This is a genomic window from Tenacibaculum sp. IMCC1 (genome assembly GCF_054906355.1).
Genome location: NZ_CM142818.1, coordinates 1,116,380 through 1,134,344, shown reverse-complemented (window position 1 = coordinate 1,134,344; position 17,965 = coordinate 1,116,380). Strand labels below are relative to the sequence as shown.

At 31.5% G+C, this 17,965-nt stretch carries 20 protein-coding genes; 16 read left to right on the top strand and 4 right to left on the bottom strand.

Translation table 11 applies throughout. The annotated features are described in order from the left end of the window. Positions 1-6: 6 nt before the first annotated feature. From ACXIHB_RS05185 to ACXIHB_RS05170, 4 genes are all read left to right on the top strand, one after another. Entirely contained in the window at positions 7-930 is a 924-nt protein-coding gene (locus tag ACXIHB_RS05185; protein WP_047790619.1) for a polyprenyl-phosphate transporter, read from the top strand. A gap of 33 nt (positions 931-963) precedes the next feature. Then, positions 964-1,971, top strand: a complete 1,008-nt coding sequence (locus ACXIHB_RS05180) for a DUF368 domain-containing protein (protein WP_462099105.1) — start codon at positions 964-966, stop codon at positions 1,969-1,971. Continuing rightward, positions 1,952-2,713 (top strand): shikimate dehydrogenase family protein, encoded by a 762-nt coding sequence (locus tag ACXIHB_RS05175; RefSeq protein ID WP_239180367.1) that lies wholly within the window; start codon positions 1,952-1,954, stop codon positions 2,711-2,713. Before ACXIHB_RS05180 ends, ACXIHB_RS05175 begins: the two co-directional genes overlap by 20 nt. A gap of 86 nt (positions 2,714-2,799) precedes the next feature. Further along, positions 2,800-4,644: a DUF349 domain-containing protein gene (locus ACXIHB_RS05170; RefSeq protein WP_073183411.1), complete on the top strand. Its 1,845-nt coding sequence runs from the start codon at positions 2,800-2,802 to the stop codon at positions 4,642-4,644. 34 nt (positions 4,645-4,678) lie between these two features. Here ACXIHB_RS05170 and ACXIHB_RS05165 read toward each other — a convergent pair whose 3' ends face one another. Both ACXIHB_RS05165 and ACXIHB_RS05160 read right to left on the bottom strand, forming a co-directional pair. Continuing rightward, positions 4,679-5,107 carry a hypothetical protein gene (locus ACXIHB_RS05165; protein ID WP_462099104.1) on the bottom strand — a complete coding sequence of 143 codons (429 nt, stop codon included), beginning with the start codon at positions 5,105-5,107 and terminating at the stop codon, positions 4,679-4,681. Positions 5,108-5,130: 23 nt separating this feature from the next. Next, positions 5,131-6,801 carry a M1 family metallopeptidase gene (locus ACXIHB_RS05160; protein ID WP_462099103.1) on the bottom strand — a complete coding sequence of 557 codons (1,671 nt, stop codon included), beginning with the start codon at positions 6,799-6,801 and terminating at the stop codon, positions 5,131-5,133. Positions 6,802-6,892: 91 nt separating this feature from the next. On the opposite strand from ACXIHB_RS05160, the gene ACXIHB_RS05155 reads away from it, so the two are divergent. From ACXIHB_RS05155 to ACXIHB_RS05140, 4 genes are all read left to right on the top strand, one after another. Next, the gene (locus tag ACXIHB_RS05155; protein ID WP_394421675.1) at positions 6,893-7,693 is read left to right on the top strand and encodes an SDR family oxidoreductase; all 801 of its coding nucleotides are present in this window, start codon (positions 6,893-6,895) and stop codon (positions 7,691-7,693) included. A gap of 125 nt (positions 7,694-7,818) precedes the next feature. Continuing rightward, positions 7,819-8,472 (top strand): fructose-6-phosphate aldolase, encoded by a 654-nt coding sequence (gene fsa / locus ACXIHB_RS05150; protein ID WP_047790625.1) that lies wholly within the window; start codon positions 7,819-7,821, stop codon positions 8,470-8,472. Between the two features lie 65 nt (positions 8,473-8,537). Beyond that, positions 8,538-10,217 (top strand): 2-succinyl-5-enolpyruvyl-6-hydroxy-3-cyclohexene-1-carboxylic-acid synthase, encoded by a 1,680-nt coding sequence (gene menD, locus ACXIHB_RS05145; RefSeq protein WP_462099102.1) that lies wholly within the window; start codon positions 8,538-8,540, stop codon positions 10,215-10,217. A 1-nt stretch (position 10,218) separates the two neighbouring features. Continuing rightward, on the top strand, positions 10,219-10,629 hold the full coding sequence (locus tag ACXIHB_RS05140) for a S1 RNA-binding domain-containing protein (protein ID WP_047790627.1): 411 nt from the start codon (positions 10,219-10,221) through the stop codon (positions 10,627-10,629). Between the two features lies 1 nt (position 10,630). Here ACXIHB_RS05140 and ACXIHB_RS05135 read toward each other — a convergent pair whose 3' ends face one another. After that, entirely contained in the window at positions 10,631-11,866 is a 1,236-nt protein-coding gene (locus ACXIHB_RS05135; RefSeq protein WP_462099101.1) for an alpha/beta hydrolase-fold protein, read from the bottom strand. Between the two features lie 95 nt (positions 11,867-11,961). On the opposite strand from ACXIHB_RS05135, the gene ACXIHB_RS05130 reads away from it, so the two are divergent. From ACXIHB_RS05130 to ftsY, 7 genes are all read left to right on the top strand, one after another. Continuing rightward, on the top strand, positions 11,962-12,801 hold the full coding sequence (locus ACXIHB_RS05130) for a 1,4-dihydroxy-2-naphthoyl-CoA synthase (protein ID WP_047790629.1): 840 nt from the start codon (positions 11,962-11,964) through the stop codon (positions 12,799-12,801). Positions 12,802-12,885: 84 nt separating this feature from the next. Continuing rightward, positions 12,886-13,494: a fumarylacetoacetate hydrolase family protein gene (locus ACXIHB_RS05125; RefSeq protein WP_159509482.1), complete on the top strand. Its 609-nt coding sequence runs from the start codon at positions 12,886-12,888 to the stop codon at positions 13,492-13,494. Between the two features lie 41 nt (positions 13,495-13,535). Further along, entirely contained in the window at positions 13,536-14,780 is a 1,245-nt protein-coding gene (locus ACXIHB_RS05120; RefSeq protein ID WP_462099100.1) for a competence/damage-inducible protein A, read from the top strand. A gap of 165 nt (positions 14,781-14,945) precedes the next feature. Next, entirely contained in the window at positions 14,946-15,185 is a 240-nt protein-coding gene (rpmB, locus tag ACXIHB_RS05115) for a 50S ribosomal protein L28 (protein ID WP_047790661.1), read from the top strand. 27 nt (positions 15,186-15,212) lie between these two features. Further along, positions 15,213-15,395 (top strand): 50S ribosomal protein L33, encoded by a 183-nt coding sequence (rpmG, locus tag ACXIHB_RS05110; protein WP_013070733.1) that lies wholly within the window; start codon positions 15,213-15,215, stop codon positions 15,393-15,395. A gap of 28 nt (positions 15,396-15,423) precedes the next feature. Further along, entirely contained in the window at positions 15,424-15,576 is a 153-nt protein-coding gene (locus ACXIHB_RS05105; RefSeq protein ID WP_462099099.1) for a DUF4295 domain-containing protein, read from the top strand. A gap of 263 nt (positions 15,577-15,839) precedes the next feature. After that, positions 15,840-16,793: a signal recognition particle-docking protein FtsY gene (gene ftsY, locus ACXIHB_RS05100; RefSeq protein WP_047790632.1), complete on the top strand. Its 954-nt coding sequence runs from the start codon at positions 15,840-15,842 to the stop codon at positions 16,791-16,793. Between the two features lie 48 nt (positions 16,794-16,841). On the opposite strand, the gene ACXIHB_RS05095 is transcribed toward ftsY, so the two are convergent. Continuing rightward, on the bottom strand, positions 16,842-17,441 hold the full coding sequence (locus tag ACXIHB_RS05095) for a nitroreductase family protein (protein ID WP_462099098.1): 600 nt from the start codon (positions 17,439-17,441) through the stop codon (positions 16,842-16,844). Positions 17,442-17,536: 95 nt separating this feature from the next. Between ACXIHB_RS05095 and ACXIHB_RS05090 the strand changes: the two genes are divergently transcribed. Continuing rightward, positions 17,537-17,893 (top strand): winged helix-turn-helix transcriptional regulator, encoded by a 357-nt coding sequence (locus tag ACXIHB_RS05090; protein ID WP_047790634.1) that lies wholly within the window; start codon positions 17,537-17,539, stop codon positions 17,891-17,893. Positions 17,894-17,965 lie beyond the last annotated feature (72 nt).

The window sequence follows — 17,965 nt, the reverse complement described above, 5'->3', positions numbered from 1 at the left end:
ATTTTTATGAATAGAACTATTAAAGATTACTTCGTAATCATGTTAAAGGGAATTGCTATGGGAGCTGCTGATGTGGTTCCAGGTGTTTCAGGAGGTACCATTGCGTTTATTTCAGGAATTTATGAAGAACTACTAGGTTCTATTAGTAATATTAATTTAAAGTTACTTAAAACTTTAAAAAAAGAAGGTTTTAAATCAGCTTGGAAACAAGTAAATGGTAACTTTTTAGTAACTCTTTTTGTTGGAATTTTTATCAGTATCGTTTCGTTAGCAAAAATGATTTCTTGGTTATTAATGCACCATCCAGTTTTAGTATGGTCTTTTTTCTTTGGGTTAGTATTAGCAAGTGTTATTTACATAGCAAAACAAGTTACTCAATGGAATCTCGCTTCAGGAATTTTACTAATGTTGGGAGCTATATTAGCTTATTACATCACAACGCTAAATCCGTTGGTTTCAGAAAACTCTTCAATGTCATTTATGTTTTTAGCAGGGGCAATAGCAATTTGCGCTATGATTTTACCAGGTATATCAGGATCTTTTATACTAGTATTATTAGGAGCCTATAAACCAGTATTAGCAGCCGTAAACAACCGTGATTTAACAACTATAACAGTTGTTGGTTTAGGAGCGATTGTAGGTTTATTACTTTTTTCAAGAGTTTTAAAGTATCTGTTTGAAAACTATAAAAACCATACTCTCGTTGTCTTAACAGGGTTTATAATAGGATCATTAAACAAAATTTGGCCTTGGAAGAAAGTATTGACATACAGAACCAATTCACACGGAGAACAAATCCCTTTTAATGAGTTATCTATTTCACCATTTTCCTACGATGGAAATCCACAATTAATGTATGCAATAATCTTAGCCTTAATTGGTTTTGCACTTATTTTATTGCTAGAAAAATTAGCAGTAAAAAAGCACTAGAAAATAACTAACTTAGCGTTCTAATCAAACCGCATGTATAAAGAGCGCACGCTATCACAAAAAATAACCCTTTTTTTAAAAGGCTTGATAATGGGAGGAGCCAACAAGGTACCAGGAGTCTCAGGGGGCATGGTAGCTTTTGTAATGGGGTTTTATGAAGAGCTTATTTATACTTTTCAAAGAATCAATGGTAAAGCTTTTAAACTGTTGTTTAATGGACGTTTTAAAAGTTTTGCAACCTATACCAATTTACAATTTTTAGTTTGGGTAATGGTAGGAAGTATGTTCAGCTACTTCAGTGTATCTCTTATTTTAGATTATTTCTTGAAAAATTACGAACTGTATGTATGGTCATGGTTTTTTGGAATGATTATAGGCTCTATTTATTATATATCGAAAGATTTTGGAGAATGGAAACTTAAAACAGTTTTAGGACTATTTATTGGAGCATCAGTTGGAATCTCTATTAGTTTTATGACACCCGCTACAGAAAATGATAATCTTTGGTTTGTCTTCTTATGTGGTATTATAGGAGTTTCAGGAATGACATTACCAGGACTTTCAGGCTCATTTATTCTTATATTATTAGGAAACTATGTTTTGTTGTTAGTAGATAGTGTAAATGTATTAGGCAATGTAATTACAAATCTATTGTCTGGAAACTTTGAAGTACTGAATGATCAAGTAAAAGTTCGTTACTTAAAAATTATAGGAGTTTTTACAGCAGGTTCAGCTTTTGGGCTTGTGTCTATTTCACATGTTTTAGGGTATGTTTTAAAAAGATGGCATGAAATTGTAACAGCAATTATTATAGGTTTTATTACTGGGTCATTAGGTGTTGTTTGGCCATGGAAAGAAACTATTTATAAAAAAGAAGCAGGTGTGTTTTTGCTTGATCAGAGTGGGAACAAAATTATAGAAAATTACCAGAGATTTATACCCAATTTTAACAATCAAGAAACATGGGTTTCTATAGGATTCATTATTATTGGAATTGCATTAATACTAATTATTGATTTTTATGACCAAAAAAGAAAATAAGCATTTATATGCTTTAGTAGGAAAGAACATTTCGTACTCATTTTCTCGCGGATATTTTACCGAAAAATTTGAAAAATTAGATTTAAAAAATCATGAGTATATCAATTTTGATATTCAATCAATACATGAACTACCTGAAAAAATAAAAGAAAATAAAAAACGCTTAAAAGGAATGAATGTTACGATTCCATATAAGTTAGATGTTTTTAATTTTTTAGATAGAATAGACAAGAAAGCTCTAAAAGTAGGAGCAGTTAATACTATTAAAATAACCAAGAAAGGGAGATTAAAAGGATATAATACTGATGTGTATGGGTTTAAAAAATCATTAAAACCATTAGTAAAGAAATATCATAAAAGAGCCTTGATATTGGGAACAGGTGGGGCATCTAAGGCTGTAGCCTATGTATTTGAAAGCTTAGGAGTGAAATATAAATATGTATCTAGAACTCCTGAAGGAAAAAAGCAAATCTCCTATCAAGATATAGGTAAAGAACTTATAGAATCACATTATATAATTGTAAATTGTACACCGTTAGGTACACATCCAAACGTAGAGAACTGTCCAGATATTCCATATAAATTTTTATCAGATAAACATTTATTATACGATTTAATATATAATCCGTCAGAAACTACTTTTTTACGTAAAGGTAAAGAGCAGGGAGCAACTATAAAAAATGGATTAGAGATGTTAGAGCTACAAGCAGAAAAAGCTTGGAAAATATGGAATAATAGCTAAAATTTTAAAAACTAAAATAAAATTTGCTATTCTCTAAGAATCCTTATCTTTATAATCTAAATCAAAGGAACTTAAACATTGTAGATATGTTAGAAAACAACGAAGAGAAAGTAGAAAAGCCAATCACAGAAGAGCAATCAAAGGTTAGTAGGGAAACTGAAAATGCAGTTAATGAAGTTGAAAATGAAGTAGCCAATGAATCTGAAAAAGCAGATGAAAAGCACGAAATACCTATGCTTGATTATGCTTCGATGGAGCTAGAAAAGTTGGTAGATGAATTAAAAAAATTACTAAAAAGCCATCCAATTCAACAATTAAAATCAAATGTAGATGCTATTAAAACAGCGTTTAACTCAAAGTTTGGGGCTTTATTAGCAAAGAAGAAAGAGGCGTTTTTGGCAGATGGAGGAAATTCTATAGATTTTCAATTCTCTAGTCCAACAAAAACAGAATACAATAAGTTATTAGGTGAATATAAATCCAAGCGTGATGCTTACTATTCTCAATTAGAAAAACAATTAAAAGAAAACTTAGAGAGACGAAATAATTTAATTGAAGAGTTAAAGACTTTAATTAAAGATGCTGACCCAAAAACGATGTATAATGATTTTCAAGAAATTCAAAATCGTTGGAAAAGTGTTGGAGCTGTGCCTAAAACAAAGTATAATGATACCTGGAGAACATATCATCATCATGTAGAACGTTTTTACGATTTACTACATTTAAATAAAGACTTTAGAGAGTTAGATTTTAAACATAACCTTGAAGAAAAACTACGACTAATTGAAAGAGCAGAAGCTTTAAATGATGTAGAAGACGTTAATGTAGCTTTTAAAGAGTTACAAGAATTACATCGTATGTGGAAAGAAGATGTAGGACCTGTGTCAAGAGAACATAGAGAAGATGTTTGGGGAAGGTTTAGTGAAGCAACTAAAAAAATTCATGACAGACGTCATCAGCATTACAGAGAATTAAAGTCAAAGCATCAAGAAATGATTGATGCAAAACTAGCTGTTGCAGCAGAAATAAATGCGTACGATACATCAAGCAATAAAACACACAACGACTGGCAAAAAAGTATTGTAGAAATAGAAAAACTACGAAAAAAATACTTTGACATAGGAAAATTACCTTACAGTAAGAGTGAAGCTGTTTGGCAAGAGTTTAAAGCAGCAACTAAAAAGTTTAACTCAGCTAAAAATGCATTTTACAAGCATGAAAAAAGTGCACAAAACGAGAACTTAAGGAAGAAAATGGAATTGGTAGAGCTTGCAGAAAGCTTAAAAGATAGTGAAGACTGGAGTGAAACTACCAATACTATGAAGCGTATTCAAGCAGATTGGAAAAAAATAGGACATGTGCCTAGAAAATTTTCTGACGATATCTGGAAAAAATTCAAAAATGCTTGTAATTACTATTTTGATAGATTACACGCTCACAAGAATGAAGAAAATAAAGAACAATTAGTAGTAGTAGAGGCTAAGAAAGAATTTGTAGAGCAAATTAAAGTAGCTGAAATTTCTACCGAAGAAGATGTAGAAAAAGCCTTAGCAGATTGGAGAGCACTAGGAGCATTGCCAAGAAATGCACGTTATTTGGATGAAAAATTCAACAAAGCAATGGATGCACATCTCGATAAATTGGATATGAGCAGAATTGATATTGAAATGATGAAGTTTAAAGGCGTTGTAGATACATATTTAGCACAAGAAGACTATAGAAAATTAGATAGTGAACAGTTCTTTATTAGAAAAAAAATAGATGAAACTGTACGAGAAATGCAACAGTTAGAAAACAACTTAAGCTTTATTTCAAACGCTACAGAAGATAATCCTTTAGTACAAAATGTACGTAAAGGAATCCAAGAATTTAAAGACCAGTTAGATCTTTGGCAAGAAAAACTAGACTACTTAAAAAGATTAGATTATTAAAAACAATATAATAATCATTAAAAACTCGAGCCTTTTAAGGTTCGAGTTTTTTATTTGTTTTTTTAGTAAGTTGTTTGGCTACTTTGAGTTCAAAATTTGATAGAATGGTAATAGTAAAGACTTCAATGATAATATAAGTCCATCCTAAGTTAGTAATAGTTTTTCTATGAAGAAATGCTACTCCAATAGAAAGACAGCAATATAGTAGGTTTACAACTGCAATTCCTTTTAAAAAAGATTTAAGATTATTGTGATTTTTTCGGTAACAGTAAAAATCATACATAGTAAAGATCAAAGGAAAAACAGTTAGAAAATACAGACTAGAAGGAGGAATTCCTATGGTGCTTTCAAACTTTACTAACACAACACCCAATAAAAAAGCAGATAAAAAAGCTCCAAAACCATCTATTAAAAACAACTTTTTAGGGTTTAGGATAACGTTTTTTAAAAGCTTTTTAATCATGAAAAAGATAAAATACAGTTGCTTTATAGAGGTTTTGAGTTTACATAAAAGTTTTTGTCAACCTCAATTGAGTCTCCTTTAATAGTTTTTGTTTGCCAATTATCAGAAGGTTTTAGTAATTCATCTTTTCCATCAACAGTTACTTTTATAGGCATATTAAAACCTCCAACAACATTATTCCAACGATATTTTAAGGTGTTGTTTTCAATAGTATACTCCAGCTCTGGAATCTTCACTGTACGTAAATATTGATCGAATACTTTACTTAAATCAATACCAGATTTTTCAATCATGTACTTTTCGATTTCTTGAGTAGTTACCGTTTTATGATAAAAATCAGCATTCAAACCACGTAAAATTTGACGCCATTTTTCATCATTATTAACTAGTTGACGAATTGTATGAAGCATATTAGCCCCTTTATAATACATGTCTCCAGAACCTTCATCATTAACATTATAATTTCCAATTATAGGAATATCATTTTGAATAGAACTTCGTGTTCCTATAACATATTCAGCAGAAGCTTTTTTACCATAGTAATAATCTAAAAATAAGTTTTCAGAGTAAGCTGTAAAGCTTTCGTGAATCCACATATCAGCAATATCTACATTGGTAATATTATTAGCAAACCATTCATGACCAGCTTCGTGAATAATAATAAAGTCGAATTTTAGTCCCCAACCAGTTCCAGATAAATCTCTACCTAAATACCCGTTTTTATATTGATTTCCATAGGTAACAGAACTTTGATGTTCCATTCCTAAATATGGAACTTCTACTAGTTTAAAGCCATCTTCATAAAAAGGATATTTACCAAACCAGTGTTCAAAAGCTTTCATCATCTTGGGAGCGTCTTTAAATTGCTTTTTGGCTTTTTTAAGATTGTCACGTAACACATAATAATTCATATCTAACGCTCCACCTTCACCTTGGTATTTTTCAGAAAAATGTACATAATCTCCAATGTTTACATTAACTCCGTAGTTGTTGATAGGATTATCAACAAACCAATGATAAGTAGTTGTATCGTCATTGTGTTTTTCAATATTACGTAAACGCCCATTAGAAACATCCATTAAATTTTTAGGTACACGAACACTAATTGCCATACTATCTACCTCATCATACATATGATCTTTATTTGGCCACCAAACACTAGCTCCTAACCCTTGACAAGAAGTAGCAACAAAGTGATTTCCATTACTGTCTTTTTTCCAAGAAAAACCACCATCCCAAGGAGCTCTAATCGCTTCTTTAGGTTTACCTTCATAATATACATCAACAGAGTTTACAGTTCCTTTCTTTTGAGGAGATTGTAGTTGAATAAAATGCGCATTTCCTTCAGAAATAACTTTTAGTTCTTTATTGTTTTGAGTCGCTTTGGTAATTTTTAAAGGAGGTTGTAAATCTATTTGTAAAACTTGATAAGGTTTTAAAACTTTATATTGTACAGTATTTTTTCCTTTAATAAACTTTTTGTCAGGATTAACGGTTACGTCAAGGTGATAATATGTTAAGTCCCACCAAGATCTTTCAGGCGTAATAGAACCACGTAAAGAATCTTGACGTGTAAACGTTTTATTTTTTGAAAATAACGAGGTGCTTTTTTGAGCGGTTGAAGAAGAACATCCAGCAATTAAAATTGTTAAAGATGTCATAAAAACAGATAAAGAAAACGTTTTTTTATACATGGTATTTGTTCTTGTAAGATAAAATGCTAAGATAAGTTTTAAAGTTTTTTTATTGAAGCTAACTTTAAGATATTTGCTTAAAATAAGAACAATGTCAAAAACAGTTTTCATTACAGGAGCTTCTTCAGGAATAGGAAAATCAATAGCTACCTATTTACACGATAAAGGGTTTAAAGTTTACGGAACAAGTAGAAATCCACAAAAAGTAACTACTCCATTTCAAATGGTAGTATTAGATGTAACTGACCAAGAATCAATAAAGAAAGCTGTAGAAGAAGTAATCACTGCTGAAGGAAAGATTGATGTGTTGATAAACAATGCAGGAAAAGGAATTACTGGTCCAATTGAGGATACACCTACACAAGAAATGAAAGATAATTTTAATACAAATTTTTTTGGGGTAATTGATGTTGTTAAAGAAGTGTTGCCTCATATGAGAAAACAGCAACAGGGAACGATTATTAACACAACTTCAATAGCAGGATACATGGGGTTACCTTTTAGAGGAATTTATTCTGCAAGTAAAGGGGCGTTAGAGTTGGTAACAGAAGCGTTAAGTATGGAGGTGAAAAGTTTCGGTATTAAGGTTGTTAATGTAGCTCCAGGAGATTTTGCTACGAATATTGCTGCAGGAAGGTATCATACACCTGTTTTTGAAAACTCTGCTTACAAAGAAAAATATGCTGAAAACTTAGCATTGATGGATGCTCATGTTGATTCTGGTGCAGATCCAATACTAATGGCAGAGGCAATCTATAAAATTATTGAAAACAAGAACCCAAAAATTCACTATAAAGTTGGTGGATTTATGGAGAAATTTTCAATTGTATTAAAAAGAATTTTGCCTGATAAAATTTATGAAAAATTACTAATGAATCATTATAAATTGTAAATTCGCAGAAGATTAGTAATTAAAGAAAAATCAAGATATAAAACATTGTTTTATATGTTGTTTTTATAGAGAGTTGAACTCGCAAAACTCAAGAATTAGAACACAACTACATAATAAATATACAGATGAAATTTTTTATTGATACAGCTAACTTAGATCAAATAAGAGAAGCACAAGCTTTAGGTATTTTAGACGGGGTAACAACAAATCCATCGTTAATGGCTAAAGAAGGAATAACAGGAGAGGGGAATATTATCAATCATTACAAAGCAATTTGTCAAATTGTAGAAGGAGATGTTTCTGCTGAGGTAATTTCTACTGATTTTGATGGTATGGTAAAGGAAGGAGAAGCGTTAGCTGCTTTAAATCCTCAAATAGTAGTGAAACTACCTATGATTAAAGATGGAATAAAAGCGTGTAAATATTTTTCTGATAAAGGAATTAAAACCAACGTAACTTTAGTGTTTTCAGCTGGTCAAGCATTGTTAGCAGCAAAAGCAGGAGCAACATATGTATCGCCATTTATTGGTCGCTTAGATGATATTTCTACAGATGGTTTAAATCTAATAGCTGAAATTCGTCAGATATTTGATAATTATGCGTTTGATACTGAGATTTTAGCAGCATCTGTACGTCATACAATGCATGTGATTGATTGTGCTAAAATTGGGGCTGATGTTATGACAGGGCCTTTAAGTGCAATTGAAGGATTGTTAAAACACCCTTTAACAGATATTGGTTTAGCAAAATTTTTAGCAGATTATAAAAAAGGAAACTAACCAACGAAGTTGGCTTTAGTATTTTGTCATTCCCGCGAAAGCGGGAATCTCATTTTTTAAAAGATATGTACCCAAAAAAAGAACTCGCACAATTAGTAGTTTCAGCATGTAATCAATTTGATATTGATACCGTTGTAATTTCTCCAGGCTCTCGTAATGCACCACTTACTGTCGGATTTTCAAATCATCCAGAAATAGAAACATTAAGTGTGGTAGATGAGCGTTGTGCTGCCTTTTTTGCTATGGGAATAGCACAACAAAAGCAAAAACCTGTTGCCATTGTATGTTCGTCAGGTTCTGCTTTGTTGAATTATTATCCTGCGATAGCAGAAGCTTTTTATAGCAATATTCCGCTAGTTGTAATTTCAGCAGACAGACCCAAGCACCTGATTGATATTGGTGATGGACAAACAATTCGTCAAGAGAATGTGTTTAAGAACCATATTTTGTTCTCAGCTAATTTAATAGAGGAAGAAAGTCAGTTAAAAAATAATATCAGTTTATTAATTGAGGCATTACAAACTTCAATCACTCAAAAAGGACCAGTTCATATAAACGTTCCATTTGATGAACCTTTATATGAAACACTTGAAAAATTAGATTCGGTCATTGCGAACAAAGTGAAGCAATCTTTTGAAAAGATGAATGTCATTTCGAGCGCAGTCGAGAAATCTTTTGATTTAGAAAAAATAGCTTCTATTTGGAACTCTTCAGTCAAAAAAATGATTTTAGTAGGAAGTCATTTTCCTGATGTTGAGCTTCAAAAAATATTGAATGTATATGCAGAAGATACTTCTGTTTTAGTGTTAACAGAAACTACCTCAAATATATACAATCCTAAGTTTATCAATAGCATAGATAAATTAATCTCTAAGTTAACTGAAGAAGAATATAAAGAGTTGCAACCTGAAGTATTACTAACTTTAGGAGGAATGGTAATTTCTAAAAGAATTAAACAGTTTTTACGAAAATTACAGCCAAAACATCACTGGCATATTGATGAGTTAAAGGCAATGGATACATATCACTGCTTGTCAGAGTTTTTACAAACAAATCCGGTAACTTTTTTAACAAGCCTTTCTAAGGAAAAGAAAAATGTTGAAAGTAGTTATCAACATGCATGGTTACAAGAAAAAGAACAAAGATCTGTAAAACACGAAGAGTATTTGAAAGATTGCGAATATTCAGATTTAAAATCTTTTGAAGTTATTTTAGAAAGTATCCCAGATAATTCGCAAGTACAAATAAGTAACAGTTCAATTATTCGATATTCACAATTGTTTGATGTAAATTCTACGCTAAAAGTATTTTGTAATCGAGGAACAAGCGGGATTGATGGAAGTACAAGTACAGCTGTAGGAGCAGCATATGCCTCAAAAAATCAAACAATATTTATAACAGGAGATTTAAGTTTCTTTTACGACAGCAATGCATTGTGGAACACAAATATTCCGAAGAATTTTAGAATTATTATTTTAAACAATGCAGGAGGTGGTATTTTTAGATATATCCCGGGGCCATTAACAACAAATGCTACGGAGTACTTTGAAACACCGCATGATTTAACTGCAGAGTATTTATCAAAAATGTATGGTTTTGAATATGTTCAAACAAAAGACTTAAAGAGCTTGCAAAATAGTTTGATTTCGTTTTATGAAGAATCGGATCAGCCAAAAATAATGGAGGTTTTTACTCCAAAAGAAATAAATGACGTAGTTTTAAAAAACTATTTTAAAAACTTATAAAATGGAATTAAAAGAAGGTGATAAGGTAGATTTAGTAATTGGTGTTCAAACCGCTTTAGGTTATTCAGTATTAATTAATGAAGCATATGAAGGCTTATTGTATAACAATGAAGTTTTTAGTGATGTAGAAGAAGGAATGCGAACAATAGGTTATATTAAAAAGATACGTGAAGATGAAAAAATTGATGTATCTCTACGACCGCAAGGATTTAAGAATGTAATTGATTCAGATGTTGATATAATCTTAAAAAAGCTAGAAGAAAAAGGCTTTTTATTGTTAACAGATAAAAGCTCTCCTGAATCAATTAAATTTCACTTGCAGATGAGTAAAAAAGCATTCAAGAGAGCTATTGGCAGCTTGTATAAGAGTAAAAAAATAGAATTACAAGAAGACAGAATAGTGTTAAAATAAACTATTCTTGTCCTTCTTCTTCTTCTTCAATAATTTCCTCGTCATTATTTTTAATTTCTTCTTTCTTTTTACTTCCCATTAAATCGTTTACACGTTTAATGTTTTCGTAAAAAGCATTTGCATTAGGATCAGAAGGATCCATTTTTCCATAAGCAGCTTTGTAGTAAAAATCTGCTTTTTCGTAGTCTTTTCCAAGTTCATGGTATTTACCTATATAAAAATCACCCATATGAGAATCAGGGTATTTTATCATTACAAAATCCCCTAAAACTCTCAAGTAATCACCATCTTGTCTGTCAATTACAATATCTTCAATAACAAAAATGTCATCTAAACGAACATTTAAGTTAGAACCGTATAGATACTGAATATCTAGATATTTTTTTTCCACATACTTAATTGCATCTAAAGGAGCCAAATCTTTAACATTAGCTTCGTACTCTTCTTTAGTAATTTTAGAATATAAGCTAAACATTTGTGTAAAAGCTCTAGGAATAGTTTCTCCAATTATAGCTAAATAGCTTGGAGAAGAATCAAATTCATCAAAAACAACATTAAAGTTTTTAGCTTCATAGGATGTTAATAACGTTTTAATATCGCTAAATCGATTATATTGATTAGTGTCAATGTACTTTTTGTTATTACTTGTATATAAGAAGTAAGTGTTATCTATAGAACCCAGTCTGTTAAGAGAATAAGACTCCATAATAGCGGGAGCAAACTGAGGAAAATCAGGAGTGATACAGATATAAGAATTAAAAATAGGTTTTTCATCTTTTAAGTAGTGAGTAATAAAATTAGCAGCTTTTCCTTCACCTACAATTGTCATAAAAGGAGAAGTTCTAAAGTTTCCTTCCATAAAAGGAATTAACTCATATTTAATAAAATTAAAAAAATGTACCCCTGAACTGGTTAAGGAATTATTAGAAGGTATTATAGAAATATCTTTTCCATAAGTGTTTTTCATATCAATACCTACTACAATTTGTCTGGGTGCTTTATCTACATTAGCATAAAGTTTAGCATTACCTACATATAAATCAAAAAGATACTCGTCACCTAAAATAATAGCTAGAGGATAATTAGTAGTTTCATCTACATCATAGCCTTCTGGAAGGTAGATTTTTACATTTCTATCTTTTTCTAATTCTTTTGAATTGATTTTTTGAGTAACAACTTTTTGAGAAAAAAGACTAATACTAATTAATAGGGTAAATAATAAATATACTTGTTTCATATTTAGGGGTAAATTATATCGTTCAAATATAGAAAAGAAAAATAAAGTTATTATGTTATTTTTGTACAACTAAATAACGACAATATTTTAAAATTATGATACAACCAGACTGGAAAGTTGCCAAAGAGTACGAAGATATTACCTATAAAAAGTCACACAACGTTGCAAGAATAGCATTTAATAGACCCAATGTACGTAATGCGTTTCGACCAAAAACTACTTCAGAGTTATTGGATGCGTTTCATGATGCACATGAAGATACGAATATAGGAGTGGTATTGTTGTCTGCTGAAGGGCCATCAACTAAAGATGGAGTTTGGAGTTTTTGTTCTGGAGGAGATCAAAATGCACGTGGACACCAAGGTTATGTTGGAGATGATGGTTACCACCGTTTGAATATTTTAGAAGTACAGCGTTTAATACGTTTTATGCCAAAAGCAGTAATATGCGTGGTTCCAGGTTGGGCTGTAGGTGGCGGACATAGTTTGCACGTAACTTGTGATTTAACTTTAGCGAGTAAAGAACATGCTATTTTTAAGCAAACTGATGCCGATGTTACTTCGTTTGACGCAGGTTATGGTTCAGCATATTTAGCTAAAATGGTGGGGCAAAAGAAGGCCCGTGAAATATTTTTCTTAGGAAGAAACTACTCAGCACAAGAAGCGTATGAAATGGGTATGGTAAATGCCGTAATTCCACATGATGAGCTAGAGCAAACAGCTTTTGATTGGGCACAAGAAATTTTAGCAAAATCACCAACTTCAATAAAAATGTTAAAGTTTGCAATGAACTTAACGGACGATGGAATGGTAGGGCAACAAGTATTTGCAGGAGAAGTAACTCGTTTAGCATATATGACGGATGAAGCCAAAGAAGGACGTGATGCGTTTTTAGAAAAACGTAAGCCAAACTTCCCTAAAACGTGGATACCATAACTGATTGATAATTTTAAGAATTATGAATTACGAGTTAGAGGTTTTTAATTCGTAATTCTAAAATCATAATTCGTACTTGAAGAAATGAAAATAATTTGTATAGGACGTAATTACGCAAAACACATAGAAGAGTTAGCAAATGAAAGACCAGAAAACCCGGTAGTTTTCTTAAAACCAGATTCGGCTATTCTTCCTAAAAAAATGCCATTTTTTATTCCTCCGTTTTCAAATGATATCCATTATGAGGTGGAAGTATTGGTAAAAATTAATAAGGTTGGAAAACACATTTCTCCAAAATTTGCTCATAAATATTATGACACTGTAGGCTTAGGGATTGATTTTACTGCGCGTGATGTGCAAGCACAATGTAAAGAAAAAGGATTGCCTTGGGAAAAAGCAAAAGCTTTTGATGGTAGTGCTATAGTAGGAGAGTTTTTTCCGAAAGAAGATTTTGACTTAGAAAACTTGTCTTTTCAATTACAAAAGAACGATGAGGTTGTACAAGATGGAAATACCACTAGTATGTTGTGGAAAATTGATGAGTTGATTAGTTACGTGTCGCAATATTTCACGTTGAAAAAAGGAGATATTATCTTTACAGGAACACCAGCAGGAGTTGGAAAAGTGGCAGAAAATGACATTTTAACAGGAACTATTGAAGGAAAACAAGCTTTTCAAATTAAAGTAAAATAAAATATATCCCGCTTCGGCGGGATTCTTTTTTAGATATATACATGAATGCAGAAATCATTACGATAGGAGATGAAATTCTTATCGGACAAATTGTAGATACCAATTCACAATGGATTGGTCAAGAACTTAATAAAATTGGAATTTCGGTATATCAAATCTCCTCAGTCCAGGATGAAAAACAACATATTTTAAATGCGTTAAAAGAAGCAGAAAGTAGAGCAGATATTGTTATTGTTACAGGAGGATTGGGACCTACCAAAGACGATATCACTAAAAAAACAATTGCTGAATATTTTAAAGATGAAAAGATTGTTGAATATCCCGAAGTAATTGATAATATTAAATATCTATTCAAAAAAGTTAATCATCCGTTCAACGAAATACAGAAGTATCAAGCGCAGCTTCCTTCGAAAGCAACCTTATTAATGAATCGTTTAGGAACTGCACCAGGAATGTGGTTCTATGAAAATAATACTGTTTTTGTATCTCTTCCGGGAGTGCCATATGAAATGAAAGGATTAATGAAGTATCATGTATTGCCTAAGCTACGGTCTACTTTTAAATTGCCATTCATTTTACATAGGACAATTATGACGGTAGGTACAGGGGAAACAATTATTGCAGAAAGAATTTCTGATTGGGAAGAGAGTTTACCTAATTTTATAAAGCTAGCCTACTTACCATCTTATGGACGTGTTCGTTTACGTTTATCAGCTAAAGGAAAAGATAAAGAGGTATTAGTGAAAGAGATGGAAAAGCAAGTTGCAGCATTATATATGCTAATACCAGAAATTATCGTAGGAGATGATAATGAAACATCTTTAGAAAAAGAAGTGGGTAAACTGTTAAAAAAACATGGGAAAACTGTTGCTACAGCAGAAAGCTTAACAGGAGGGAAAATAGCGTCAACCATAGTTTCAGTTCCAGGAGCATCTTCATATTTTATGGGAGGATTCGTTACGTATACAGCAGCTTTAAAAGAACAACTACTCAATGTTTCTAAAGAAGTTATTGATAAATATACGGTAGTAAGTAAAGAAGTAGCTTTAGCAATGGCAAAAGGATGTTTGGAGAAGTTACAAACAGATTACGCGATAGCTGTAACAGGAAATGCAGGTCCAACAACCGATCATAATGATAAAAGTGTAGGATTGGTATATATTGGTATAGCAACTAAAAGTGGAGTAGATGTTTATGAGTTTAATTTTGGGGAGCCAAGAGAAAAGGTAATTAATAGAACGGTAACCAAATCTTTAGAACTTTTACAAGCTGCCATATTAAAATAAATTAGTATTTTTGCAGCCGTTACGCTTCCAAATAGGTTAGATGCTGAGCCTAGTTTTGAAAAGATTAAAATTAATTAAAATTTAATCGAGAATATTTTTGTGCAGTAAATTAAAATGCATAAATTTGCACCTCGTTTAGAAATAACACTAAAAACTGTCAAGAAGATGTCTAGAGTTTGTGAATTAACAGGAAAAAAAGCGATGGTAGGTAACAATGTATCTCACGCTTTAAATAGAACTAAAAGAAGATTTAACGCTAATTTAATGACTAAGCGTTTCTATATTCCAGAAGAAGATAAATGGGTAACTTTAAAAGTATCTGCTTCTGCATTAAAAAATATTAATAAAAAAGGAATCTCTGCGGTTATTAAAGAAGCTAGAGAAAAAGGTTTCTTAACTAAATAATTCCTTACTAGATAAAATTTTAGAGAGATGGCAAAAAAAGGAAACAGAGTTCAAGTAATTTTAGAGTGTACTGAGCACAAAGCTTCTGGTCAACCAGGAACTTCTCGTTATATTACAACAAAGAACAAAAAGAATACTCCTGATAGAATGGAATTAAAGAAATTTAATCCAATCTTAAAGAAGATGACAGTTCATAAAGAAATTAAATAATAAGCTACGGCGTAAACTTTAATATAAAATGGCAAAGAAATCAGTAGCATCGTTACAAACAGGTTCAAAAAGATTAACCAAAGCTATCAAAATGGTAAAGTCTCCAAAATCAGGAGCTTATATATTTGTTGAAGCTATTATGGATCCAGAAAGCGTGAATGACTTTTTAGCAAAAAAGTAATTCTTGTATACAGTTTAAAGAAAAGCTACTTTCATTAGAGAGTAGCTTTTTTTATATTTGACAGTCTCAAGTTTTTTGAATACGTTAAAGATTTGGGAATTATCCTAGCAAGTCGGGCTTTCGGCAGTCGCTTCCCGAAGTATCGGGAGAGTTTTAACAAATGCCTCAATCCTTAACACTAAAGCTGTGGAACAATGACAATTTGACTGTATTAGTAAAATGGTATAGTTTTTAACCTATGTAAGCGATTATAATATTTAAAAATGAGTTTTTTTAAGAAAATCTTCTCTAAAGAGAAAAAGGAAACCTTAGACAAGGGATTAGAAAAAACCAAAACAAGTTTTTTCTCTAAATTATCAAAAGCAGTTGCTGGTAAAGCTAAGGTTGATGATGATGTATTAGATAATTTAGAAGAAGTATTGGTATCGTCTGATGTAGGAGTAGAAACTACCCTGAAAATAATAGATAGAATAGAAGAACGTGTATCTCGCGACAAATATTTAGGAACAGAAGAGCTAAACCAAATTTTACGTGAAGAAATAGCGGGTTTATTATCAGAAACCAATACTGGTGACGACACCGATTTTACTATTCCAGCAAATACGAAACCTTATGTGTTAATGGTTGTAGGTGTTAATGGAGTAGGAAAAACAACTACGATAGGTAAACTAGCTTCACAATTTAAAAAGAAAGGGTTAAAAGTTGTTTTAGGAGCAGCGGATACCTTTAGAGCCGCAGCAATAGATCAGCTACAAGTTTGGGCAGATAGAACAGACGTACCAATTGTAAGACAAGAAATGGGTTCCGATCCTGCCTCTGTAGCTTTTGATACAGTTCAATCAGGTGTAAATCAAGGAGCAGATGTTATAATTATCGACACTGCAGGACGTTTACATAATAAAGTAAACCTAATGAATGAGCTAACAAAAATAAAACGTGTAATGCAAAAAGTAATACCAAATGCACCACACGATGTATTGTTAGTGTTAGATGGTTCAACAGGACAAAATGCTTTTGAACAAGCAAAACAATTTACGAAAGCAACAGAAGTAACTTCGTTAGCAGTAACTAAATTAGATGGTACCGCAAAAGGAGGCGTTGTTATCGGAATTTCAGATCAATTTAAAATACCTGTGAAATATATTGGAGTAGGAGAAGGTATTGATGACCTACAAGTATTCAACAAACATGAATTTGTAGATTCGTTTTTTAAATAGAAAAACATAAGTAAATAAAAAAACTCCCAATTTGGGAGTTTTTTTATTCTAAACAGTTTCAATAACCTTGTTAAAAGCCAATCTCGATTTAGGTTTTCTGTCTGGTTGATTAAAATCCTCTTCATCTCTATAGCCAATAGCCACAGCAACAACAGTTGCGTAATCTTTGTTGTTTAAAATTTTGTCATAATTTTCTGGTTCAATACCTTCCATTGGAGTGGCATCGATTCCCATTTCAGCACAAGCACTTAAAAAAACTCCTAAAGCCAAATATACTTGTCTGTTAAACCAGGCTTTAATTTCTTCTTCAGGTTTTGGCTTTATAAATTCTTTATAATAACCAACAGCACCCTCAGGGAGCTCTTCTTCAATTTGTTTTTCAAACAAATCAATATCATTAATTCGATTAAAAACAACAATGGTATCACTTTCAATAACCTTGCTAATATTTAACCAAGATACTTTTGAAAGTTGTTCTTTAGTATCAGTGTCAGAAACAAAAGTGAATTTCCATGGTTGGCTATTTATTGAAGAAGGACTTAATTGTAAAACCTGTTGTAACTCTTTGATTTTTTCTGATTCAATTTTTTTTGAAGCATTATATTTTTTTGTTGTATAACGTTGCTGCATTGATGTTATAAAGCTCATATTCTATTTTTTAATTAAACTATAAAAATTATAGTATCAAAAGTAAGTATAGTTTTTTATCTTTGCAATAACGGTCAAAAAGGATAGTATAAATTATGGAGGTACAAGAATCTAAAACACTTAAGTTTAAAGGAAGAGAGTTCCCCTGCTGTACGAGTCTTACTATGGGAGTTATTGGAGGGAAATGGAAAACAGTAATTCTTTTTCATTTAATAAAAGGAACGCTTCGTTACAGTGAGTTAAGAAAAGAAATTCCAATGGTTACAGAACGAACTTTAAGTTTACAGTTAAAAGCCTTGGAAGAAGATGGTGTAATAAAAAGAAAAGTGTACACCTCAAAACCACCATTAAAAGTAGAGTATTCTTTAACTGATTTAGGAAAAAGTTTAATTCCTATAATTCAGTCTATCGCAGACTGGGGAGATTTTGCCGTAACAAACCATTCTAAATAATAATCTCCGTATATTATCAACTATTAGAGTTTAGATAATAAGGCAGTTTTGTTATCCTAAATAAAGCTTTTC